General features: G+C 67.9%; 32 protein-coding genes. 3 read left to right on the forward strand and 29 right to left on the reverse strand.

Features of this window, described 5'->3' with window-relative positions:
- Complete coding sequence (gene rpsI, locus ABD120_RS14515; RefSeq protein WP_343950378.1) at positions 1 to 522, reverse strand: 30S ribosomal protein S9; 522 nt, start codon at positions 520 to 522, stop codon at positions 1 to 3.
- A gap of 26 nt (positions 523 to 548) precedes the next feature.
- A complete protein-coding gene (gene rplM / locus ABD120_RS14520; RefSeq protein WP_343950380.1) occupies positions 549 to 992 on the reverse strand; it encodes a 50S ribosomal protein L13 in 444 nt (147 codons plus the stop codon).
- Positions 993 to 1,291: 299 nt separating this feature from the next.
- On the opposite strand from rplM, the gene ABD120_RS14525 reads away from it, so the two are divergent.
- The 3 genes from ABD120_RS14525 (at position 1,292) to ABD120_RS14535 (ending at position 5,352) form a co-directional block, all read left to right on the forward strand.
- Positions 1,292 to 2,059 carry a CAP domain-containing protein gene (locus tag ABD120_RS14525; RefSeq protein WP_343950381.1) on the forward strand — a complete coding sequence of 256 codons (768 nt, stop codon included), beginning with the start codon at positions 1,292 to 1,294 and terminating at the stop codon, positions 2,057 to 2,059.
- A gap of 23 nt (positions 2,060 to 2,082) precedes the next feature.
- Positions 2,083 to 2,883, forward strand: coding sequence for a hypothetical protein (locus ABD120_RS14530; protein ID WP_343950382.1), 801 nt, complete (start codon positions 2,083 to 2,085; stop codon positions 2,881 to 2,883).
- 69 nt (positions 2,884 to 2,952) lie between these two features.
- Positions 2,953 to 5,352, forward strand: coding sequence for a hypothetical protein (locus tag ABD120_RS14535; protein ID WP_343950383.1), 2,400 nt, complete (start codon positions 2,953 to 2,955; stop codon positions 5,350 to 5,352).
- 68 nt (positions 5,353 to 5,420) lie between these two features.
- On the opposite strand, the gene truA is transcribed toward ABD120_RS14535, so the two are convergent.
- From truA to rplP, 27 genes are all read right to left on the reverse strand, one after another.
- Positions 5,421 to 6,281 (reverse strand): tRNA pseudouridine(38-40) synthase TruA, encoded by an 861-nt coding sequence (truA, locus tag ABD120_RS14540; protein WP_343950384.1) that lies wholly within the window; start codon positions 6,279 to 6,281, stop codon positions 5,421 to 5,423.
- 72 nt (positions 6,282 to 6,353) lie between these two features.
- The gene (rplQ, locus tag ABD120_RS14545; RefSeq protein WP_343950385.1) at positions 6,354 to 6,899 is read right to left on the reverse strand and encodes a 50S ribosomal protein L17; all 546 of its coding nucleotides are present in this window, start codon (positions 6,897 to 6,899) and stop codon (positions 6,354 to 6,356) included.
- Between the two features lie 131 nt (positions 6,900 to 7,030).
- The gene (locus tag ABD120_RS14550) at positions 7,031 to 8,047 is read right to left on the reverse strand and encodes a DNA-directed RNA polymerase subunit alpha (protein WP_343950386.1); all 1,017 of its coding nucleotides are present in this window, start codon (positions 8,045 to 8,047) and stop codon (positions 7,031 to 7,033) included.
- 104 nt (positions 8,048 to 8,151) lie between these two features.
- Positions 8,152 to 8,778 carry a 30S ribosomal protein S4 gene (gene rpsD, locus ABD120_RS14555; RefSeq protein ID WP_343950387.1) on the reverse strand — a complete coding sequence of 209 codons (627 nt, stop codon included), beginning with the start codon at positions 8,776 to 8,778 and terminating at the stop codon, positions 8,152 to 8,154.
- A gap of 20 nt (positions 8,779 to 8,798) precedes the next feature.
- Positions 8,799 to 9,203: a 30S ribosomal protein S11 gene (gene rpsK, locus ABD120_RS14560; protein ID WP_020542285.1), complete on the reverse strand. Its 405-nt coding sequence runs from the start codon at positions 9,201 to 9,203 to the stop codon at positions 8,799 to 8,801.
- A gap of 45 nt (positions 9,204 to 9,248) precedes the next feature.
- Positions 9,249 to 9,629 carry a 30S ribosomal protein S13 gene (gene rpsM, locus ABD120_RS14565; RefSeq protein ID WP_343950388.1) on the reverse strand — a complete coding sequence of 127 codons (381 nt, stop codon included), beginning with the start codon at positions 9,627 to 9,629 and terminating at the stop codon, positions 9,249 to 9,251.
- Between the two features lie 196 nt (positions 9,630 to 9,825).
- A complete protein-coding gene (gene rpmJ, locus ABD120_RS14570; protein WP_003956441.1) occupies positions 9,826 to 9,939 on the reverse strand; it encodes a 50S ribosomal protein L36 in 114 nt (37 codons plus the stop codon).
- Between the two features lie 24 nt (positions 9,940 to 9,963).
- Positions 9,964 to 10,185, reverse strand: a complete 222-nt coding sequence (infA, locus tag ABD120_RS14575; protein WP_012887858.1) for a translation initiation factor IF-1 — start codon at positions 10,183 to 10,185, stop codon at positions 9,964 to 9,966.
- 281 nt (positions 10,186 to 10,466) lie between these two features.
- Complete coding sequence (locus ABD120_RS14580; RefSeq protein WP_343950389.1) at positions 10,467 to 10,598, reverse strand: hypothetical protein; 132 nt, start codon at positions 10,596 to 10,598, stop codon at positions 10,467 to 10,469.
- A gap of 304 nt (positions 10,599 to 10,902) precedes the next feature.
- Complete coding sequence (locus tag ABD120_RS14585; protein WP_343950390.1) at positions 10,903 to 11,313, reverse strand: hypothetical protein; 411 nt, start codon at positions 11,311 to 11,313, stop codon at positions 10,903 to 10,905.
- Positions 11,314 to 11,429: 116 nt separating this feature from the next.
- Entirely contained in the window at positions 11,430 to 11,870 is a 441-nt protein-coding gene (locus ABD120_RS14590) for a DUF1707 SHOCT-like domain-containing protein (protein WP_343950391.1), read from the reverse strand.
- 14 nt (positions 11,871 to 11,884) lie between these two features.
- Positions 11,885 to 12,691, reverse strand: a complete 807-nt coding sequence (gene map, locus ABD120_RS14595) for a type I methionyl aminopeptidase (protein WP_343950392.1) — start codon at positions 12,689 to 12,691, stop codon at positions 11,885 to 11,887.
- A gap of 107 nt (positions 12,692 to 12,798) precedes the next feature.
- Complete coding sequence (locus ABD120_RS14600) at positions 12,799 to 13,449, reverse strand: adenylate kinase (protein ID WP_343950393.1); 651 nt, start codon at positions 13,447 to 13,449, stop codon at positions 12,799 to 12,801.
- Complete coding sequence (gene secY / locus ABD120_RS14605; protein ID WP_343950394.1) at positions 13,449 to 14,759, reverse strand: preprotein translocase subunit SecY; 1,311 nt, start codon at positions 14,757 to 14,759, stop codon at positions 13,449 to 13,451. Before secY ends, ABD120_RS14600 begins: the two co-directional genes overlap by 1 nt.
- Before the next feature lie 171 nt (positions 14,760 to 14,930).
- Positions 14,931 to 15,386, reverse strand: coding sequence for a 50S ribosomal protein L15 (gene rplO / locus ABD120_RS14610; protein WP_343950395.1), 456 nt, complete (start codon positions 15,384 to 15,386; stop codon positions 14,931 to 14,933).
- A 2-nt stretch (positions 15,387 to 15,388) separates the two neighbouring features.
- A complete protein-coding gene (gene rpmD, locus ABD120_RS14615; RefSeq protein WP_080043226.1) occupies positions 15,389 to 15,571 on the reverse strand; it encodes a 50S ribosomal protein L30 in 183 nt (60 codons plus the stop codon).
- A 2-nt stretch (positions 15,572 to 15,573) separates the two neighbouring features.
- Positions 15,574 to 16,206, reverse strand: a complete 633-nt coding sequence (gene rpsE, locus ABD120_RS14620; RefSeq protein ID WP_343950396.1) for a 30S ribosomal protein S5 — start codon at positions 16,204 to 16,206, stop codon at positions 15,574 to 15,576.
- 52 nt (positions 16,207 to 16,258) lie between these two features.
- Complete coding sequence (gene rplR, locus ABD120_RS14625) at positions 16,259 to 16,642, reverse strand: 50S ribosomal protein L18 (protein WP_343950397.1); 384 nt, start codon at positions 16,640 to 16,642, stop codon at positions 16,259 to 16,261.
- A 2-nt stretch (positions 16,643 to 16,644) separates the two neighbouring features.
- The gene (gene rplF, locus ABD120_RS14630) at positions 16,645 to 17,187 is read right to left on the reverse strand and encodes a 50S ribosomal protein L6 (RefSeq protein WP_343950398.1); all 543 of its coding nucleotides are present in this window, start codon (positions 17,185 to 17,187) and stop codon (positions 16,645 to 16,647) included.
- Between the two features lie 16 nt (positions 17,188 to 17,203).
- Complete coding sequence (gene rpsH / locus ABD120_RS14635; RefSeq protein ID WP_343950399.1) at positions 17,204 to 17,602, reverse strand: 30S ribosomal protein S8; 399 nt, start codon at positions 17,600 to 17,602, stop codon at positions 17,204 to 17,206.
- A 165-nt stretch (positions 17,603 to 17,767) separates the two neighbouring features.
- Entirely contained in the window at positions 17,768 to 17,953 is a 186-nt protein-coding gene (locus tag ABD120_RS14640; protein ID WP_343950400.1) for a type Z 30S ribosomal protein S14, read from the reverse strand.
- Positions 17,954 to 17,955: 2 nt separating this feature from the next.
- The gene (gene rplE, locus ABD120_RS14645) at positions 17,956 to 18,531 is read right to left on the reverse strand and encodes a 50S ribosomal protein L5 (protein WP_343950401.1); all 576 of its coding nucleotides are present in this window, start codon (positions 18,529 to 18,531) and stop codon (positions 17,956 to 17,958) included.
- On the reverse strand, positions 18,531 to 18,821 hold the full coding sequence (rplX, locus tag ABD120_RS14650; protein WP_343950421.1) for a 50S ribosomal protein L24: 291 nt from the start codon (positions 18,819 to 18,821) through the stop codon (positions 18,531 to 18,533). The genes rplE and rplX overlap by 1 nt, the downstream gene beginning before the upstream one ends.
- Positions 18,822 to 18,832: 11 nt before the next feature.
- The gene (gene rplN, locus ABD120_RS14655; RefSeq protein WP_026214151.1) at positions 18,833 to 19,204 is read right to left on the reverse strand and encodes a 50S ribosomal protein L14; all 372 of its coding nucleotides are present in this window, start codon (positions 19,202 to 19,204) and stop codon (positions 18,833 to 18,835) included.
- A gap of 202 nt (positions 19,205 to 19,406) precedes the next feature.
- Complete coding sequence (gene rpsQ, locus ABD120_RS14660; protein ID WP_184958068.1) at positions 19,407 to 19,688, reverse strand: 30S ribosomal protein S17; 282 nt, start codon at positions 19,686 to 19,688, stop codon at positions 19,407 to 19,409.
- Positions 19,681 to 19,917 (reverse strand): 50S ribosomal protein L29, encoded by a 237-nt coding sequence (gene rpmC / locus ABD120_RS14665; protein ID WP_343950402.1) that lies wholly within the window; start codon positions 19,915 to 19,917, stop codon positions 19,681 to 19,683. The genes rpsQ and rpmC overlap by 8 nt, the downstream gene beginning before the upstream one ends.
- The gene (gene rplP / locus ABD120_RS14670) at positions 19,917 to 20,336 is read right to left on the reverse strand and encodes a 50S ribosomal protein L16 (RefSeq protein ID WP_181615875.1); all 420 of its coding nucleotides are present in this window, start codon (positions 20,334 to 20,336) and stop codon (positions 19,917 to 19,919) included. Before rplP ends, rpmC begins: the two co-directional genes overlap by 1 nt.
- Positions 20,337 to 20,419: the final 83 nt, after the last annotated feature.

A 20,419-nucleotide genomic window follows, 5' to 3' on the forward strand; every position in this document is an offset into this window, starting at 1 on the left:
TTAGCGCTTGCTGTACTGCGGAGCCTTGCGGGCCTTCTTGAGGCCGTACTTCTTCCGCTCCGTGGCGCGGGCGTCACGGGTGAGGAAGCCGGCCTTCTTCAGCGGCGGGCGGTTGTTCTCGACGTCCAGGATCGCCAGCGCGCGGGACAGGCCCATGCGCAGCGCACCGGCCTGGCCGGTCACGCCGCCGCCGTCGATGCGGGCGATGACGTCGAAGGCCTCCTCGGCACCGAGCACCACGAAGGGCTCGTTGACGATCTGCTGGTGGACCTTGTTCGGGAAGTAGACGTCCAGCGAACGGCCGTTGATCGTCCACTTGCCGGTGCCGGGGACGATGCGCACGCGGGCGATCGCCTCCTTGCGGCGGCCGGTGCCGTACGAGTTGCCCGTGGTGACGGGCTTGCGCACGGGAGCGTCGGCGCTGGCAGCGGATTCGGTGGTGTACTCGGACGGGAAGTCCTCGCTGGAGACTTCCTCCAGTTCGGCCTCGACGACCGTCTCGACACCGGTGGGCTCAGCCACGGTTCTCCTCTAACTCTTTCGAACTACTACTGGGCGATCTGGGTGATCTCGAACGGCACAGGCTGCTGGGCCTGGTGCGGGTGCTCGGTACCCGCGTAGACCTTGAGCTTCTTGGCCATCTTCCGGCCGAGGGCGTTCTTGGGGAGCATGCCCTTGACGGCCTTCTCGACCGCCCTCTCGGGACGCTTCTCCATGAGCTCGCCGTAGGTCACGGAACGCAGACCGCCCGGGTAGCCCGAGTGACGGTACGCCTTCTTCTGCTCAAGCTTGTTGCCGGTCAGAGCCACCTTGTCAGCGTTGATGACGATGACGAAGTCGCCGGTGTCGACGTGGTTGGCGAAAATCGGCTTGTGCTTGCCGCGGAGCAGGATCGCGACGTGGCTGGCCAGCCGGCCCAGCACGACATCGGTCGCGTCGATGACGTACCACTGACGTTCGACGTCAGCGGGCTTCGGTGAGTACGTGCGCACGGTCGTTGCCTTATCTTGCTCGGCGTCTTCGGGTGCTGTCGGAGGTGACAGCTCTTTGTCGGTCGGTGCGGGCGCACGACAGCCCGGACCTTCCGTCTCCACCGTGATCGGGAGATGACGCCGGACGCGCCGCGCATCGGTCGCGATGGACCGGATGCACACAACAAGCGACTAGGCTACCTCAACTCCAGGAGTGACGGGTAACCAGCGCAGAGTCTACCTGACACAGAACGGTTCTATTTCGGTTCCCTGGGACCCCTTCTTCACGCAGGTCGCCCCTCCTTATCGTGGGCCGCGGTATGTGGCAGCGTTCTCGCACCCGGCGGACCCAGCGGATCGGCATCCGGCGCCGTAACCATCTGGGTCTGCTCGCCTGCCTTTGCGCGGCCGTCTTCGCCGGGGTCCTGCTCGGCCGGCTGACCGATCCGCATCCGTCCGGCGAGCAGATCTTCCTCAACGACACCTCGCCGCCGACCTCGGCCGCCGCCGTACCGACGCAGAAGAAGCAGCCGCAGGCCCAGCGCATCCCCCGCGAGGCCGGAACCTCGGCGCCCTCGTCGCGGCTCGGCCGCGCCCCGTCCAAGGCGCTCACGCCGTCGCCGAGGCCGCGCGCGAACGACAACGAGGTGATGGGGCAGCCCCCCGGCGACCCCACGCAGGTACTCGGCGGCGACGACACACGGCTCGCGCCCGACCTGGCCGGGCGGGTCGTCACCCTCACCAACGCGGCCCGCGCCGGACGCGGCTGCGACCCGCTGCGCGTCGACGGCAGGCTCACCCGCTCGGCCCGCGCCCACGCGCTGTCGATGGCCCGCACGGGGCAACTCGACCACGACTCCCCCGACGGGTCCTCGCCGTGGGACCGCATGGAGCGCGCCGGCTACAGCCAGGGCGCCGCCGAGAACATCGGCAGCGGCTACTCCACCGCCGACGAGGCCGTTGACGGGTGGATGGCCAACCCCGCGCACCGGCAGAACATCCTCAACTGCTCCATCCGCGCCATCGGCGTCGGCGTCGCCACCGGTCCGACAGGCCTGTGGTGGACACAGGATTTCGGGTACCGATGACCATCACACGGTAATCTCGCGGCATGGGTTTCCCCAAGAAACGCCCCGCCGAGTCCGAGCCCGACGCGCAGCCCACCCGGCAGAAGACCACGTGGAGCCCCTATGACGAGAGCTCTCGGGCCCGCGGCCCGATCATCTTCGTGGTCGGGGGCGTCGCCATCCTCGGACTGCTGGCAGGCGGGCTCGTGGTGATGTGGAACATGGACTCGCCGTCCACGGCGCAGTCCGCCCCCAGACGCGTCTCCGCGCCGCTGCCGTCGGCGCCGCCCGGCGAGTTCGGCTACGCGGGCTCGCGCAAGACCGACCCCCAGCCGCTCACGGTCAAGGAACTGTTCGGCCAGAAGACGATCACGCAGGGCGGCCGTACATACTCGCTCGCCGCCACCAAGAAGGACAAGAAGTGCGGCGACGGCGTCGTCGGCGACAAACTCGTGAAGGCCCTCAAGGCCGCCAAGTGCAGCCAGATGATCCGGGCCAGCTACCGCGACAAGAGCGGCAAGATCATGGGCACGGTCGGCATCGCCAACCTCTCCACCTCACGCAACGCCGCCAAGGTCGCCGCGGTCGGCGGCAAGAAGCGCGAGGTGTACCTCAAGGCGCTGCCCGGCAAGGACTCCGTCACCAAGAAGCTCGGTTCGGGCTCCGGCGCGGCCGAGGTCTGGACCCACGGCCACTACGCGGTGCTGGTGTGGTTCCAGAAGTCCGACGGGTCGGCGCCGGACAAGAAGAGCGGCAAGCAGCTCGCGCAGGCGGCCGACGACGTCACCAAGCTGACGGTCTTCAAGGCGCTCGACGCCCGCTCGGTGTCCGGGTACCCCAGCTGACCTGCGGACGCGCCGGGGAATCGCCCATACCGGCATGTCGATCATGCGAGTCTCGCTAGGCTCACGGCTATGCGTGGCCAGGAAGCTGGGTCTGAGGACGAGCGTAGAGACGAGAGCGGCCCGGCGACCCCGCCGCCGAGTTTCGGCCTGCCTTCGGACAGGTACGGCGACGGGCCCGCCTACTCGCCGCCGCCCTTCGACGGCCCCGGCGAGGGCGCTGTGACGGGGGCCTCCGGAGAGCACCCTGCGGGCAAGCCGTGGGAGGTGGCCGACGACGACGCCGGGCCGTACGACTGGTACGCCGACGTCGGCGACCGTGCCCCCCAGGCCCCGGGCACCCCGCCTCCGACCACACCCGCGCCACCACACGCGGCACCGACCACACCGTTGACCACGGTGCAGCCGGTGCTCCCTGCCACCACACCGCTGAACACCGCGAACCCGGCGCAGCCCGCGCCACCGTCGCCCCAGAGCTCCGCGCCTCACAACCCGGCGCCGCCGTCACCGCAGGGTTTCCCACCACACGACCCGGCGCCGCCGTCACCGCAGGGTTTCGCGCCTCACAGCCCGGCGCCGCAGAACCCTGCGCCGCCCCTGCCTCCGAGCGCGGCACCCTTCGTGCCGCTGGGAACGGCGTCGCCCGCCGCTGCCGTACCACCGGACACGGCGCGCTTCCCCCGTCAGAACCCCACGCCGGACCCCGCCTCCGCGCCCACGACCGGCATGACCGTGCCGCCCTCCGAGCCGCCCGCCCCCACCTGGGATCCGCCGCAGACCTTCACCGCCGCGGCGGCCGGGATGCCGGTGTGGACACCCGACACCCCGGTCATGCCTCCGTGGCCCGCCGCCACCGGTGAGCCCATCCCCGGCTCCGACCCGGACGCGCCGAGCCCTCAGCACCCCCACACCCCCCGGACGCAACCGACCGAGGGCCCCACATCTCCTGCTTCAGGCCCACAGCCGCTGCCCCACGCGTCCGGCCCGCACCCCTCCCCCGCAGTCGGGGCTCAGGCCACCCCGCCCGGGTCAGACCCGCACACCTCGCCGGCCGCAGGCCCGCAGGCCATCCCGCCCGGCCCGCAGCCGTCCCCGGACGACGCCGGTGGCCCTGCCGCCGGTGGCGCGCAGGAGCGGATCCCCGACCTGCCGTTCAGCGCCGAGATCTGGGGCCCGAAGCCCACCCTGCCTTCTCCCAGGGAGCCCATCACCCTGCCTCCCGCCAAGGACACCCCCGCCCCCTCCGAGAGCTCGCCGCCGATCCCGACGCAGGCACCCCCGGGAATCTCCTCCGGCGCACCCGGATCCCAGCCGCCGCACCCCGACGGCCCCCAAGCCCCGGGATCCACGCCCGCAGGCCCACCGTCCCAGGCCCCGGGAACCCCTGCGCCGCCCACTCCGCAAGCCCCGACAGCTCCGACGGCGGCCCCGACAGGGGCCAAGGAACCCCAGTCATCGGGTCCGCACCCCGCAGGCGCCGTGAACGCGGACGCCCCCGGCTCCCACCCGACGGCAGCCACGCCCCAGGACGGCCAGGCGCCGCCTGCCGACGCCGGAGCGACCGTCCCTGCCCCGCTCCCCCCAGGCGTACCGGCTCAGAGCCGATCTCTCCCCCCGGGCGGCCCGAGCAGGCCGCCGATCCTCCCTCCGCTCGCGGAAGGAGGCACGCAGTACCAGCCCCAGGAGGGTCCTGGCTCGCTGTTCCAGCGGCCGGTGCCGGTCGCCGACCAGCCCGCCGGATCCTCCCCGGACGCCCCGGGCAAGGGCAAGCGGGTGCTGGTCGCGGCCCTCGGTGCCCTGGTGCTGGCCGGCGTGGCGACGGGTGGCTTCTTCGCCTACCGTTCGATCAACTCCTCCCCGCCCGCCGACGCCGTGGCCTCCAAGGCCCCTGACACCGGTTCGGGGCCGCTGCCGTCGCTTCCCCCTCAGGAGTCCGACACCTCACTGCTCGACTCCGACTCGACCGACCCCCGCGCCCTGTCACTCGCCGAGGCGTTCACCGACAAGAAGATCGAGGTCGGCGGCACCACGTACACCCGCGTCAAGACCAACCTGACCGCGACCTGCACCAAGGCGGCCACGGGCCCGTTCGCCGACGCGTTGAAAGAACAGAAGTGCGATCGGGTGCTGCGCGCGACATACGTCGACAGCAAGCGCCGCTACGCCGTCACCACGGGTATCGCCGTCCTGCCGACCAAGGACGCCGCGGTCTCCGCCGACGAGGCCAAGAACCTCGGCCGCAACCTGTGGTTCCGCGCCCTGCCGGCCGCGTCGGGGACGGGCGGCGAGCGGGTGCACATCGCGGGCGGGTACGCCGCCGGGCTCGTCTGGGGCCGCTACATCGTCTTCAGCTACGCCACGTACGCCGACGGCCACACCCCCACGACGCAGGAGACCGGCCTGGGCAAGGTCAGCGGCGGCTTCCGCGACCACACCGCGAAGGTCCTCGAACGCCGCCTGAACATCGACTGAACCGCGTCGGCGAGCGCCGACCCGACGATCCCAAGCGCTCGAAGGCCACGGGACCCGTCAGCGCGCTCTCAGAGACTGCGCACCCGACGGGTCGCGGCAGCGCGGGCGGCCAGTTCGGACGCCTCCGGGTAGGTGACCTCCTCCAGGCACAGCCCGTGCGCGGGCGCGACGTGCACCCCCGAGTCGCGGACGGCCGCCGTCAGCACCCGCCCCGGCCAGTCCACCTCCCGCCGCCCGTCACCGGCGGCCATCAAGGCACCCACCAGCGCCCGGACCATCGAATGGCAGAACGCGTCGGCCACCACGGCGGCGACCAGGATGCCGTGCTCGTCGCGCACCCAGTCGAGCCGCTGCAGCTCCCTGATCGTCGTCGCCCCCTCACGCTTACGGCAGAAGGCGGCGAAGTCGTGCTCCCCCAGCAGTTGTACGGCGGCCGCGTTCATGGCGTCCAGGTCCAGCGGCCGGGCGTGCCAGACGACCTCCCGCCGCATCAGCGGGTCGACTCCGCCGGGCGCGTCGCACACCCGGTAGGCGTACCGGCGGGAGAGCGCCGAGAACCGCGCGTCAAAGCCCCCAGAAGCCACGGAGACACGAAATATCCGTACATCTGGGTCTAGGAGCCCGGCCAGCCTCCTGACCAACCCAGCGAGCCTCTCAGGCGTCGCGCCCTCCCCCGGCACCGCCTCCCGCCCACGCGGATCCAGTACCGACAGCGACTCCCCGTCCAGATCCACGTGCGCGACCTGCCCCCGCGCGTGCACCCCGGCATCGGTCCGCCCGGCGACCGTCAATCCCGGTGCCTCGGGCAACCGCAGAATCCGCCCGAGCGCCTCCTCGATCGACCCCTGGACGGTACGCAGCCCGGGCTGCCGCGCCCACCCGGAGAAGTCGGTGCCGTCGTAACCGAGGTCGAGCCGGAGCCGTACCACGCTGTCATCCTCCGTGAAAGGGAACGGGCCCGCACCCCGTGAGGGGTCCGGGCCCGATCGACCGGCCTGGGATCAGGCCTCGTCCTTCTTCTTCTCGCCGGCCTCGACGGCCTCGTCGCCCTCGGCGGGCGCAGCGGCCTCGGCGGTGGCCTCGGGAGCGGTCTCCTCAGCGGCCTCCACGACCTCCTCGGCAGCCTCGGCGGCGGCCGGAGCGGCAGCGGCGGCAGCCGGAGCGGCCTGCGACACCTTGACGGTGTTGAGCGGCTCGGTCACGAGCTCGATGACCGCCATGGGCGCGTTGTCGCCCTTACGGTTGCCGATCTTCGTGATCCGGGTGTAGCCACCGGGACGCTCGGCCATGGTCACCGCGATGTCGGTGAACAGGTGGTGGACGACGCCCTTGTCGCGAACGACGGTCAGCACCTGGCGACGGTTGTGGATGTCGCCCTTCTTGGCCTTGGTGATCAGGCGCTCCGCCAGCGGGCGGACGCGCTTGGCCTTGGTCACCGTGGTGGTGATGCGGCCGTGGCGGAACAGATCGGTGGCCAGGTTGGCCAGGATCAGCCGCTCGTGGGCCGGGCTGCCGCCGAGTCGAGCACCCTTGGTGGGCTTGGGCATTGTGGTTCTCCTTGTGAGTCAACCCGCTCCGGCCGTGCCAGGTACCGAGGTCGGGCCGGTCGCGTAGGGTACGCGGCCGTTCATGGACGCGCGCCGAGCGCATGGACGCTCGGCGCGTGTTGACGAAAGGGTCAGTACTGCTCGGTCTCGACGTACGCGCTGTCGTCGTCGTCGTAGCCGGCACCGGCCACCGCGCTCGGGTCGAACCCGGGCGGGGAGTCCTTGAGCGCCAGCGTCATCTCGTGCAGCTTCTGCTTGACCTCTTCGATGGACTTGGCGCCGAAGTTCCTTATGTCGAGCAGGTCCTGCTCGCTGCGGGCGACGAGTTCGCCCACAGTGTGGATGCCCTCGCGCTTGAGGCAGTTGTAGGAGCGAACGGTGAGGTTCAGCTCCTCGATCGGCAGCGCGAGGTCCGCGGCCAGGGCCGCGTCGGTCGGGGACGGGCCGATGTCGATGCCCTCGGCCTCGACGTTCAGCTCGCGGGCCAGGCCGAACAGCTCGACCAGCGTCTTACCGGCGGAGGCCACGGCGTCGCGGGGCTTCATGGCCGGCTTGGTCTCGACGTCCAGGATCAGACGGTCGAAGTCGGTACGCTGCTCGACTCGGGTCGCCTCGACCTTGAAGGTGACCTTGAGGACAGGGGAGTAGATGGAGTCGATCGGGATCCGGCCGATCTCCTGGCCCGGCTGCTTGTTCTGCGCGGCCGAGACGTAGCCGCGACCGCGCTCGACGGTCAGCTCCATCTCCAGCTTCGCCTTGCCGTTGAGGGTGGCGATGCGCAGGTCGGGGTTGTGCACCTCGACACCGGCCGGGGGCGCGATGTCGGCGGCGGTGACGTCGCCGGGGCCCTGCTTGCGGAGGTACATGACGACCGGCTCGTCGTGCTCGGAGGAGACGACCAGTTCCTTGAGGTTCAGGATGATGTCGGTGACATCCTCCTTGACGCCCGGGACGGTCGAGAACTCGTGGAGCACGCCCTCGATGCGGATGCTGGTGACGGCCGCGCCCGGGATGGACGACAGCAGCGTGCGGCGCACCGCGTTGCCGATGGTGTAGCCGAAGCCCGGCTCCAGCGGCTCGATGACGAATCGGGACCGGGTCTCGTCGATCGACTCTTCGAGAAGAGTCGGACGCTGAGCGATCAGCATGTGGGTTCTCCCCTGGGATAGGGCGGCGACCGCTATATGACGCCGCTCTGTGATACAGCCTAGCCCGGGTACGGCGGAACCGTACCCGGACCAGAGGCGAGTGACTACTTGGAGTAGTACTCGACGATGAGCTGCTCCTGGACCTGGGTGTCGATCTGACCACGAATGGGCAGCTGGTGAACCAGGACGCGGAGCTTCTCGGGCACGACGCCGAGCCACGCGGGAACGGTGCGCTCGCCGGCGGTGGCGCGGGCCACCTCGTACGGCATCAGGCTGCGCTTGTTCTCGCGGACCTCGATGATGTCGTGCTCGCGCACGCGGTACGACGGGATGTCGACCTTCTTGCCGTTCACCAGGATGTGGCCGTGGCGCACCTGCTGGCGGGCGGCGTCGCGCGACTGGGCGAACCCGGCGCGGAAGACGACGTTGTCGAGGCGGCTCTCCAGGATCTGGAGCAGCACCTCACCGGACTTGCCGGTCTTGCGGGAGGCTTCCTCGTAGTAGTTGCGGAACTGCTTCTCGAGGACGCCGTAGATGCGGCGGGTCTTCTGCTTCTCGCGGAGCTGAAGCTGGTACTCAGAGTCCTTCGGCCGACCGCGACCGTGCTCACCCGGCGGGTAAGGACGGATCTCGATGGGGCACTTGGCGGACTCGCACTTGCTGCCCTTGAGGAAGAGCTTGGTCTTCTCGCGACGGCAGAGCTTGCAGTCCGCGCCCGTGTAACGAGCCATTTCTCTCTATCTCCTGGGTGTCAGACGCGGCGGCGCTTCGGCGGACGGCAGCCGTTGTGCGGAACCGGGGTCACGTCCTGGATGGAGCCGACCTCGAGCCCGGTCGCCTGCAGCGAACGGATCGCGGTCTCACGGCCGGAGCCGGGGCCCTTGACGAAGACGTCGACCTTGCGCATGCCGTGCTCCATGGCGCGGCGGGCAGCGTTCTCGGCGGCCATCTGGGCGGCGAACGGGGTGGACTTACGGGAGCCCTTGAAACCCACGTGGCCGGCGCTGGCCCAGGAGATCACGTTCCCGTTGGGGTCGGTGATGGAGACGATCGTGTTGTTGAACGTGCTCTTGATGTGGGCGTGCCCGTGAGCGACGTTCTTCTTTTCCTTACGACGCACCTTCTTCGGTGCGCCCTGACGGCTCTTAGGAGGCATTGTTTGCCATTACTCCTGAGGTCTTCGGTCCTGCGGCTGCGCGGACTACTTCTTACCGGGCTTCTTCTTGCCGGCGACGGTCTTCTTCTTGCCCTTGCGGGTGCGCGCGTTGGTCTGCGTGCGCTGGCCGTGGACGGGAAGACCCTTGCGGTGACGGATGCCCTGGTAGCAACCGATCTCGATCTTGCGGCGGATGTCGGCCTGGACCTCGCGGCGCAGGTCACCCTCGATCTTGAAGTTCGCCTCGATGTAGTCACGCATCGGGACGAGCTCGGCGTCGGTGAGCTGGTGCACGCGAGTGTCGCCGCTGACGCCGGTGGCCTTGAGAACCTCAAGGGCGCGGGTGCGGCCGATTCCGAAAATGTAGGTGAGAGCGATCTCCAGCCGCTTTTCGCGGGGGAGGTCGACGCCAACCAGGCGAGCCATGGTCGGGCATTCTCCTTTGCTGTGGCGGAGGTCTAGCGCTCCGCGCCCCTCCCCATGCCCGGGGTGAGGGCCTCGGCCTCCGACCGAGGGTGACCCGCTGACGCGGGTGCGGAACACGTGATTACTTCATCGGCTTCTCATGCGTCGAGCCCGCCACCCACGAAGGGGTGTCGGACTCGGAGAAGCCTTTGCGCGACTAGCCCTGGCGCTGCTTGTGGCGCAGGTTGTCGCAGATCACCATGACACGACCGTGCCGGCGAATCACCTTGCACTTGTCGCAGATCTTCTTGACGCTCGGCTTAACCTTCATTGTCCTTCTTGATCCTCAGACGTCTTACTTGTATCGGTAGACGATCCGCCCGCGACTGAGGTCGTAGGGGCTCAGTTCAACGACTACCCGGTCGTCAGGAAGAATTCGGATGTAGTGCATCCGCATTCGTCCGCTGATGTGGGCCAGGACCTTATGGCCGTTGTCGAGTTGCACCCGGAACATGGCGTTCGGGAGCGACTCAACCACAGTGCCCTCGATCTCGATGGCGCCGTCTTTTTTGGCCAAGATCCCTCGCGTTTCACTGATCGGTCGTCTGAGGTTTCGGTCCACTGCAGCCGCGACCACACGCTTCGTAGAGAGCGGCAACCTGCAAGGCTGCCGACGCGTGAAAGTCAGAGTGAGCCGACAAAGAAGTGTACGACACCTGGACTGAGAACGCGAATGCGCGCCAAGTGTCCTGACACAACCATGCCCGAGTCTACCGCAGCTTCCGCGCGTGTCGCGCCGGGTTCGTGTCCGCCCGGCGCCGGCAGCCGCCGACATGCGGCGCCGGGCGGACACGGGTCTCAGACTCCCCCGCCGGAGGCCGGGCCGCCGGGAGCGCGCCGCCGTACGGTGACCGCCGCGGCACCCGCGACGCCCACAGCCAGTACGGCGAGCGCCCCCGCCGGCCACACACCGCATTCGACCCCGGCCACCGGGCCCACGGTCCCCGAGATCCCGGGAGACGGCCCGCCTGGCTTCACTGCCACCCGGACCGCTGACGAGTGCGATGGACAGGCCAGTACAAGCCCACCACCTGTCGCGAAGGCGGCGCTTGTCAACACACCCAGCGCAACCCCTACGACCGCCCCCATCGTTCCCCCTATCCGACGGTTGATCTGAAAGATCACGTACCCGGACCGAATGCCGCCAAGTACCACTAGCGGTAAAGACCCGGACAACAAACTGAAGCGGCCCGCCGGGTGACAGACTCACCGGGCGGGCCGCTTCAGAGGGGGTCTACTTCACGAGCCAGAGCCTCTTGCCGCAGTTGGCGGTGCTGCCCGCCCAGCAGGTGTAGGTGACGAGCTTGCTGATGCCGCGCAGGGTGAAGGTGCGCGGCGGGGTGACGCCGTCCCACGCGGCCACCCGGCTCTTCCACTGGCCGTTCTTGTAGTAGCGGAACCAGGCGTAGCCCTTCTTGCCACCGGGCCGGTCGTAGCCACGCCAGGTGACCTGCCACACGCCGTGGCCGCGCCGCTTCACCACCCCGTTGGTGTACGCCTTGCCGTCACTGGAGAACAGCTTGCTCCAGGCCCGTCCGTACGACTGGGTCTCGGCGGTGGCTGTCGCGGCGTTCGCGGCCGGAGCGGCGGCGAGACCGGCGGCGACGGAACCTGCGAGTGCGGTGGTGACGAGCAGCTTGCGCATCGCTTTCGCTCCCTTACGAGATCGGTGCCGGAGGTGTTCCGACGCCGCTCACGCTAGGAGCGACCGCTCACGCGTTCCGCGTACAACTCCACAACGGGTATTTCTCCACACAACGCCTACGCCTTGCGCCGCCCGCCGCCCACGACGGTGCTCACCAGAAGGATCGCGCCCCACGGCCCCATGACCCACAGCGGCCACGGATAGACCCAGCTGTCGGAGGTGGCGCTGATGATCAGCCAGATCACCCAGTTGACGGAACTGGCCCCGGCCCAGGTGGCCCAGGCGGCCCGCATGCCCGAATGCATGGCCTCGCGCTCCGCAGGCGCGGCGGCGGGCTGCACGGTGGCGGGTACGGCCGCGCGGGCGCGCAGATCGACGTCCGGCAGATCGGCGGTCAGCCTGGCGAGTTCTCCGTGCGTCTTGCTCCTGTAGAGCTCCTCAAGACGCTCGTTGAACTCCTCCATCGTGATCCGGCCCTCAGCCGTGTGCTCACGGAGCACGGCGGCGACCCGGTCGCGGTCACGGTCTGAGGCGCGCATCTCGGGACTCTGTGCCATGCCCACTCCCGGCGTCAGGTCAGCTGTGCCAAGCGCTCTTCGCCCCCATCGAGGGCGGTAAGCACCCAAGGTCCATTATGTGTCACCGCGACGCTGTGCTCGAAGTGCGCGGAGGCCCGGCCGTCCAGCGTCACCACGGTCCACTCGTCGGCCAGCACCCGCGTACGGTGCGTCCCCAGGTTGACCATCGGCTCGATGGCCAGGCACATGCCCTCTTCGAGAACCGGGCCCCTGCCGGGCTTGCCGTGGTTGGCGACCCACGGGTCCATGTGCATCTCGGTGCCGATGCCGTGCCCGCCGTACTCCTGCGGAATGCCGTAACGCCCCTGCGACTTCACGTACTTCTCGACCGCGTGCCCCACGTTCGACAGGTTCGCGCCGACGCGCAGCGCCGCGATCCCCCGCCACATGGACTCCTCGGTGACCCGCATCAGCTCGGCGAGCTTCGGATCGACCTCGCCGATCCCGATCGTCACGGCCGAGTCGCCGTGCCAGCCGTCGAGGATCGCGCCGCAGTCGATGGAGATGATGTCGCCCTCGCGCAGCTTGCGGGCGTCGTTCGGGATCCCGTGCACGACCTCGTCGTTGACCGACGCGCAGATCGTCGCGGGGAACCCCTGGTAGCCCTTGAACGACGGCACGGCCCCCTCGGACCTGATCGCCTGCTCGGCGATCGCGTCGAGGTCCAGCGGCGTCATGCCGGGCTCCGCCGACCTCTTCAGCAGATCGAGCGTACGCCCGACGACCAGACCCGCCTCCCGCATCTTCTGCAGCTGCTCGGGCGACTTGATCTGGATTCCTTGCCGGTTCTTCTTGAACACTTCGGCACCCCCCAGGGTGATTCAACGGGCGGACGCGGGAGGTCAATTCCCCCCACAATAGCCGCGAGGTGGCACGGATTCCCGCGCCACCTCGCATATTCGGCCAGTTATCCCAGATAGGGGCGAATCGCCTCCATCGCCCGCTGCGTGATCTCCTCGACGGGGCCGGTCGCGTCGACCCCTACCAGGATGCCCTCATTGGCGTAGAAGTCGACCAGCGGCGCCGTCTGCTCCTGGTAGACCTCCAGGCGGTGCCGGACGGTCTCCTCCTTGTCGTCGTCGCGCTGGAACAGCGCGCCGCCGCAGGCGTCGCACAGGTCGTCCTTCTTGTCGTCGAACTCGACGTGCCAGATGCGGCCGCACTGGCTGCAGGTGCGCCGGCCCGCGAGCCTGCGCACCACCTCGTCGTCTTCGACCACGAGTTCCAGGACGAGGTCCAGCGCGAGATCCCACTCTTCGAGCATCTTGCGCAGCACCTCGGCCTGCGACACGTTGCGCGGGAAGCCGTCGAGCAGGAAACCGTCCTGCGCGTCGCCCTCCGACAACCGGTCGCGGACCATGGCGATCGTGACCTCGTCGGGCACGAGGTCGCCGCGATCCATGTAGGACTTGGCGAGTTTGCCGAGATCCGTGCCACCCGAGACGTTGGCACGGAAGATGTCACCTGTCGAGATCTTCGGGATGGACAGGTTTGATGCGATGAACTGGGCCTGTGTCCCCTTACCCGCTCCAGGGGGCCCCACCAGAACGAGCCTCACTAGCGCAGGAAGCCTTCGTAGTTACGCTGCTGAAGCTGGCTCTCGATCTGCTTGACCGTGTCCAGGCCGACACCCACCATGATCAGAATGCTCGTCCCTCCGAACGGGAAGTTCTGGCTCGCACCGGCCACCGCCAGCGCGACGATCGGGACCATGGAGATCAGACCCAGATACAGCGCGCCGGGCGCGGTCAGCCGGGTGAGCACGAAGTTCAGGTATTCGGCCGTCGGCCGGCCCGGACGGATGCCCGGAATGAACCCACCGTACTTCTTCATGTTGTCGGCAACCTCAGGGGGGTTGAACGTGATCGACACATAGAAGTACGTGAAGAAGACGATCAGCAGGAAGAACGTCGCCATGTAGATCGGCGTGTCGCCGGTGGCGAGGTTCTGCGAGACCCACTGGATGAACGGGTTGGGGTTCTCAGCCGTGGCGAACAGCGAGGTGAGCAGCTGCGGCAGGTAGAGCAGGGACGACGCGAAGATGACCGGGATGATGCCCGCCTGGTTCACCTTCAGCGGGATGTAGGTGGAAGTGCCGCCGTACATCCGGCGCCCGACCATCCGCTTGGCGTACTGCACGGGGATGCGGCGCTGTGCCTGCTCGACGAAGACGACTGCGGCGATCATGAAGATACCCACGACCATGACGATCGCGAAGGTGAACTTGTTCGCCTGGAAGATGTTGGCCAGCTCGGACGGGAAGACCGCCACGACCTGGGTGAAGATGAGGATCGACATACCGTTGCCGACACCTCGGTCGGTGATGAGCTCACCGAGCCACATGATCACCGAGGTGCCCGCCGTCATGATGACGACCATCGTGACGATCCCGAAGATGTCGTTCGGGTCGAGCAGGATCTGCTGCTGGCACTGCGGGAACAGCTGGCCGGTGCGGGCCAGCGCGATGAAGGCGGTCGACTGGAGAACCGCCAGGCCGATGGTCAGATAACGCGTGTACTGCGTGATCTTCGCCTGGCCGGACTGCCCCTCCTTCTTGAGGGCCTCCAGTCGTGGGATCACCACGACGAGCAGTTGCAGAATGATGCTCGCGGTGATGTACGGCATGATGCCCAGAGCGAACACCGACAACTTCAGGAGGGCGCCGCCGCTGAACAGCTGCACCATTCCGTAGATGTTGCCGGCGGAGCTGTCTCTCGCCTGATCCAGACAGGTCGCGAGATTCTGGACGTGAACTCCCGGAGTCGGAAGAACCGAGCCGAGTCGGAACAGCGCAATGATGCCCAGCGTGAAGAGCAACTTCTTGCGCAGGTCCGGCGTCCGGAACGCCCGGGTAAACGCGGTCAGCACGGTCCCTCCAGCACGCCATTGAGGCGGTACGAGTTAGCGGTGGTGCGGGGATCTGCCATTTGAAGTCTCAAGTCAAGTCGAGCCGGACAGAAACCTGCCGTCTCGCGAACTCTAACGCACTACGGGCGTGGGGGCCCATTGTCAGAAGCCCCCACGCCTCGCGAATCGCTCTTACAGCGCGGTGACAGAGCCTCCGGCGGCAGTGATCTTCTCCTTGGCGGCGTTCGAGAAGGCGTGCACCTGCACGTTCACCGCGACGGAGATCTCACCGGTGCCGAGGACCTTGACCGGCTGGTTCTTGCGGACCGCACCCCTGGCGACCAGTTCCTCGACGGTGACCTCGCCACCCTCGGGGAACAGCTCGCCGAGCCGGTCCAGGTTGACGACCTGGTAGGTCGTCTTGAACAGCGCGTTGGAGAAGCCCTTGAGCTTCGGCAGCCGACGCTGCAGCGGCACCTGGCCACCCTCGAAACCGAGGGGAACCGTCGTACGGGCCCGCGAGCCCTTGGTGCCGCGACCGGCGGTCTTGCCCTTGGACGCCTCGCCGCGACCCTTGCGGATCTTCGACTTGTTGGCGCCCGGGGCGGGCCGCAGGTCGTGAATCTTCAGCGGAGCCTTGTCAGTCATGACTAGTCGACCTCTTCCACCTCGACGAGGTGCGTCACCACGGAGACCATCCCACGGATCTCGGGACGGTCCTCCTTGACGACGACGTCGCCGATTCGCTTCAGGCCAAGCGAACGCAGCGAGTCGCGCTGGTTCTGCTTGCCACCGATCTTCGAGCGAACCTGAGTGATCTTCAGGCGTGCCATGACTAGCTCACCGCCTTAGCCGCCGCTGCGGCCTCGGCGAGACCCTCGGCTCGCGCCCTGAGCATCGCCTTGGGAGCGACGTCCTCGATCGGCAGGCCACGGCGGGCGGCGATCTCCTCAGGCCGCGACAGGCCCTTCAGAGCCGCCACGGTGGCGTGCACGATGTTGATCGGGTTGTCCGAGCCGAGCGACTTGGACAGCACGTCGTGGATACCCGCGCACTCCAGGACCGCGCGCACCGGGCCACCGGCGATGACGCCGGTACCGGCGGAGGCCGGACGCAGGAAGACGACACCGGCCGCCTCCTCACCCTGCACGGTGTGCGGGATGGTGCCCTGGATCCTCGGGACCTTGAAGAAGTGCTTCTTGGCCTCTTCGACGCCCTTGGCGATGGCCGCGGGCACTTCCTTGGCCTTGCCGTAGCCGACGCCGACCAGGCCGTTGCCGTCACCGACGACGACGAGGGCGGTGAAGCTGAAGCGACGACCGCCCTTCACGACCTTGGCCACTCGGTTGATCTTCACTACGCGCTCGATGTACGAGACGCCCTTGTCGGCGGCGCCACCGCGGCGATCGTCACGACGGTCCCGCCGCTCGCCACCGGTGCCGCCACCGCGACGCGGAGCTGCAGCCATCAGTGGTTCCTCTTCTCAGCTGTTGCCATCAGTTGCGATCCTCGGGTCCTCATCAGAACTCGAGCCCGCCCTCGCGGGCGCTGTCCGCCAGAGCGGCGATACGGCCCGCATAGCGGTTGCCACCACGGTCGAAGACGACGGCGGTGATACCGGCTGCCTTGGCCCGCTGAGCGAGGAGCTCGCCGACCTTCTTGGCCTTCGCGGTCTTGTCGCCGTCGGCCGAACGCAGCGAGGCGTCCATGGTCGAGGCGCTGACCAGGGTGTGACCCTTGGTGTCGTCCACGATCTGGACGAACATGTGGCGGGTCGATCGGTTGACGACCAGGCGCGGACGCTCGGACGTACCGAAGATCTTCTTGCGGACGCGGCCGTGACGGCGGGCCCGCGAGACGGTGCGGGCAGCCGTGTGCTTGCTGAACGCAGTCTTGCCAGCCATGCCTACTTACCAGCCTTTCCGACCTTGCGGCGGATTTGCTCGCCCTGGTAACGCACGCCCTTGCCCTTGTACGGGTCGGGCTTGCGCAACTTGCGAATGTTCGCGGCGACCTCGCCGACCTTCTGCTTGTCGATGCCGTCGACGTGGAAGATCGTCGGCTTCTCGACCCGGAAGGTCACGCCCTCGGGCGCGTCGACGATCACGGGGTGACTGAAGCCCAGCGAGAACTCCAGCTGCGTCGGGCCCTTGGCCGCGACGCGGTAACCGACACCGACGATCTCCAGGGTCTTCGAGTAACCCTGGGTGACGCCCTGCACCATGTTGGCGATGAGCGTCCGAGAAAGGCCGTGCAGCGCACGCACCTTGTTCTCGTCGTTGGGCCGGGCGACGGCGATGGTGCCGTCCTCGGCGCGAGCCACGGTGATGGGCTCGACGACCCGGTGAGAAAGCGTGCCCTTCGGGCCCTTGACCTGCACATCCTGGCCGGTGATCGTGATGTCTACGCCACTGGGCACAGGGATGGGCAGCCGTCCGATTCGCGACATGCTGTGTTCCTCCCCTCTACCAGACGTAGGCGAGGACTTCGCCGCCCACGCCACGCTTGCCGGCCTGCTTGTCGGTCATGAGACCGGCCGACGTCGAGATGATCGCGACGCCGAGCCCGCCCAGAACACGCGGCAGGTTGTCCTTCTTCGCATATACACGCAGCCCGGGCTTGGACACCCGGCGCAGCCCCGCGAGCGAACGCTCACGGCTCGGCCCGAACTTGAGCTCCACCACGAGGTTCTTCCCGACCTTGGCGTCCTCTACGGACCAGGACTGGATGTAACCCTCCTGCTGGAGGATCTCGGCGATGTGCGCCTTGATCTTGGAATACGGCATCGACACGGTGTCGTGGTATGCCGAATTCGCGTTGCGCAGACGAGTGAGCATGTCTGCGATCGGGTCGGTCATCGTCATGGCCAACGGCCTTCCTCGCCGCGGTTTCCAGTCAGCCAAGCCAGGCTTTGCCGGTGGACCTTCGGCGCGGTCACGGGTACTCCGGCGGAGCACCCAGATGGATAATTCTGAATATGTACGGCTGGCACGCCGCTAGGGGGCGACTCAGAGCCGCCCCCAGGGTACCTACCAGCTGGACTTGGTGATGCCGGGCAGCTCGCCCCGGTGCGCCATCTCACGGAAGCAGACGCGGCACAGGCCGAACTTCCTGTAGACGGCGCGGGGACGGCCACAGCGCGAGCACCGGGTGTAGGACCGGACATCGAACTTCTGCTTGCGCCCAGCCTTGGCGATCAGCGACTTCTTCGCCATGATCACGCCTCCTTGAAGGGGAAGCCGAGAAGCTTGAGCAGCGCCCGGCCATGGTCGTCGTTCGTCGCGGTGGTCACGATCGTGATGTCCATGCCCCGCGGCCGGTCGACCTTGTCCTGGTCCACCTCGTGGAACATGACCTGCTCGGTCAGACCGAAGGTGTAGTTGCCGTTGCCGTCGAACTGCTTCGGCGACAGACCGCGGAAGTCACGGATACGCGGCAGCGCCAGCGACAGCAGCCTGTCGAGGAACTCCCACATGCGGTCGCCCCGCAGCGTGACGTGCGCGCCGATCGGCATGCCCTCACGCAGCTTGAACTGCGCGATGGACTTGCGGGCGCGGACGACGGCCGGCTTCTGACCGGTGATCACCGTGAGGTCACGGACAGCGCCCTCGATGAGCTTGGAGTCGCGAGCCGCCTCGCCGACACCCATGTTGACCTTGATCTTGGTCAGGCCGGGCACCAGCATGATGTTCTCGATGCCGAACTCATCGCGAAGCTTCGCGATGATCTCCTCGCGGTACTTCGTCTTGAGGCGCGGCGTCGGACGCTCGGTCTCGGTGGTCGTGGCAGTCATCAGCTGTCCTCACCCTCCGAAGCGGCCTTCTTCTCGTCGGCCTTCTCAGCGGGCTTGTCTTCCTTGAGCTTCTTCACGTTGCTCACGTGGATGGGGGCCTCCATGGTCCGCACGCCGCCCTGCTTGGCGCCACGCGGGCCCTGGTGGGTCTCCTTGGCGTGCTTGGTGATCATGTTGACGCCCTCGACCACCACGCGGTCCTCGCGCGGGAGTGCGGCGATCACGCGACCCTGGGCACCCTTGTCCTTACCGGCGATGACCTTGACCAGGTCACCCTTCTTCACATGCAGCGACTTCGGCATCACAGCACCTCCGGAGCGAGCGAGATGATCCGCATGAACTTCTTGTCACGCAGCTCGCGGCCGACCGGACCGAAGATACGGGTGCCGCGAGGGTCGCCGCTGTCCTTGATGATGACGGCGGCGTTCTCGTCGAAGCGGATGTAGGAGCCGTCCGGACGACGGCGCTCCTTGACCGTGCGGACGATGACGGCCTTGACCACATCGCCCTTCTTGACGCCGGTGCTGCCGGGAAGGGCGTCCTTCACCGTGGCGACGATGACGTCACCGATACCGGCGTAGCGGCGACCCGAGCCACCGAGAACACGGATGCAGAGAATCTCCTTGGCACCCGTGTTGTCGGCGACCTTGAGTCGCGACTCCTGCTGGATCACAGTTACTCCTGATAGTCGCGCCGGTTCTCATCGAATGAGCCTGGCGGAACCTGTCGTTGTCTTGTTCCCAGGGCCACAGCCCCCTCGCGGGGGCCGTACCGCAGGCGACGCGGGAGCGAGTCGCTCCCCCGTCCTTGGACGCCGTCATGGGGGCCGCCGAAACGGCCCCCACGGGGCGCGGTGCGCGCGAGAAAGCCGGAGCTTACTTGGCCTTCTCGAGGATCTCCACCACGCGCCACCGCTTGGTCGCGGACAGCGGGCGGGTCTCCATCAGCAGCACGCGGTCGCCGACGCCGCAGGCGTTGGCCTCGTCGTGCGCCTTGTACTTGGTCGTACGGCGGATGACCTTGCCGTACAGACGGTGCTTGACGCGGTCCTCGACGGCGACGACGACGGTCTTGTCCATCTTGTCGCTGACGACCAGGCCCTCGCGGACCTTGCGGAAGGTCCGCTGCGTCGTCTCAGTGGTCTCGGTCTCAGCCATCGCTCGACTCCTTCTCAACCGTGATGATGCCGAGCTCGCGCTCGCGCATCACGGTGTAGATGCGGGCGATCTCGCGGCGGACGGCGCGCAGCCGCCCGTGGCTCTCCAACTGACCGGTCGCTGACTGGAAGCGGAGGTTGAACAGCTCCTCCTTGGCTTCCTTGAGCTTCTGGACCAGGGTGTCCTGGTCCTCCACCCGCAGCTCGCCGGCGGTCAGGCTCTTCGCCATCACGCCTCACCCACTTCACGCTTAACGATCTTGCACTTCATAGGAAGCTTGTGGATCGCACGCTTGAGCGCCTCGCGAGCCACCGGCTCCGCGACACCCGACAGCTCGAACATCACGCGACCAGGCTTGACGTTCGCGATCCACCACTCCGGCGAACCCTTACCGGAACCCATGCGGGTCTCGGCCGGCTTCTTCGTGAGCGGACGGTCGGGGTAGATGTTGATCCACACCTTGCCGCCACGGCGGATGTGACGGGTCATGGCGATACGTGCGGACTCGATCTGGCGGTTGGTCACGTAAGAGTGCTCAACAGCCTGAATGCCGAACTCGCCGAACACGACCCTGGTGCCGCCCTTGGCGGCTCCGCTGCGGTCAGGCCGGTGCTGCTTGCGGTGCTTGACCCTGCGCGGGATCAGCATGGTCAGCTCCCTTCAGCACCCGGCTGCGCAGCCGGGCCGGTCTCGGGGGCGGCCTGGGAGGCCGCCTCGGTGCGGGGGGCGCG

It is taken from the genome of Nonomuraea longicatena, from assembly GCF_039525605.1.
GTDB lineage: Bacteria > Actinomycetota > Actinomycetes > Streptosporangiales > Streptosporangiaceae > Nonomuraea > Nonomuraea longicatena.

Coding starts and splice junctions, on each gene's coding strand:
- rpmC (WP_343950402.1), bottom strand. CDS start 19,917: ATGGCGAAGAGCCTGACCGCCGGCGAGCTGCGGGTGGAGGACCAGGAC.
- rpsK (WP_020542285.1), bottom strand. CDS start 9,203: ATGCCTCCTAAGAGCCGTCAGGGCGCACCGAAGAAGGTGCGTCGTAAG.
- rplF (WP_343950398.1), bottom strand. CDS start 17,187: ATGTCGCGAATCGGACGGCTGCCCATCCCTGTGCCCAGTGGCGTAGAC.
- rpsQ (WP_184958068.1), bottom strand. CDS start 19,688: ATGGCTGAGACCGAGACCACTGAGACGACGCAGCGGACCTTCCGCAAG.
- rpsE (WP_343950396.1), bottom strand. CDS start 16,206: ATGGCTGCAGCTCCGCGTCGCGGTGGCGGCACCGGTGGCGAGCGGCGG.
- rplR (WP_343950397.1), bottom strand. CDS start 16,642: ATGGCTGGCAAGACTGCGTTCAGCAAGCACACGGCTGCCCGCACCGTC.
- rplO (WP_343950395.1), bottom strand. CDS start 15,386: ATGACTGACAAGGCTCCGCTGAAGATTCACGACCTGCGGCCCGCCCCG.
- ABD120_RS14525 (WP_343950381.1), top strand. CDS start 1,292: ATGTGGCAGCGTTCTCGCACCCGGCGGACCCAGCGGATCGGCATCCGG.
- ABD120_RS14585 (WP_343950390.1), bottom strand. CDS start 11,313: ATGCGCAAGCTGCTCGTCACCACCGCACTCGCAGGTTCCGTCGCCGCC.
- rplQ (WP_343950385.1), bottom strand. CDS start 6,899: ATGCCCAAGCCCACCAAGGGTGCTCGACTCGGCGGCAGCCCGGCCCAC.
- rpmJ (WP_003956441.1), bottom strand. CDS start 9,939: ATGAAGGTTAAGCCGAGCGTCAAGAAGATCTGCGACAAGTGCAAGGTG.
- rpsM (WP_343950388.1), bottom strand. CDS start 9,629: ATGGCTCGCCTGGTTGGCGTCGACCTCCCCCGCGAAAAGCGGCTGGAG.
- rpmD (WP_080043226.1), bottom strand. CDS start 15,571: ATGGCACGCCTGAAGATCACTCAGGTTCGCTCGAAGATCGGTGGCAAG.
- ABD120_RS14590 (WP_343950391.1), bottom strand. CDS start 11,870: ATGGCACAGAGTCCCGAGATGCGCGCCTCAGACCGTGACCGCGACCGG.
- rplE (WP_343950401.1), bottom strand. CDS start 18,531: ATGACTGCCACGACCACCGAGACCGAGCGTCCGACGCCGCGCCTCAAG.
- rpsH (WP_343950399.1), bottom strand. CDS start 17,602: ATGACGATGACCGACCCGATCGCAGACATGCTCACTCGTCTGCGCAAC.
- rpsD (WP_343950387.1), bottom strand. CDS start 8,778: ATGGCTCGTTACACGGGCGCGGACTGCAAGCTCTGCCGTCGCGAGAAG.
- ABD120_RS14640 (WP_343950400.1), bottom strand. CDS start 17,953: ATGGCGAAGAAGTCGCTGATCGCCAAGGCTGGGCGCAAGCAGAAGTTC.
- rplP (WP_181615875.1), bottom strand. CDS start 20,336: ATGCTGATCCCGCGCAGGGTCAAGCACCGCAAGCAGCACCGGCCTGAC.
- ABD120_RS14535 (WP_343950383.1), top strand. CDS start 2,953: ATGCGTGGCCAGGAAGCTGGGTCTGAGGACGAGCGTAGAGACGAGAGC.
- ABD120_RS14550 (WP_343950386.1), bottom strand. CDS start 8,047: ATGCTGATCGCTCAGCGTCCGACTCTTCTCGAAGAGTCGATCGACGAG.
- ABD120_RS14530 (WP_343950382.1), top strand. CDS start 2,083: ATGGGTTTCCCCAAGAAACGCCCCGCCGAGTCCGAGCCCGACGCGCAG.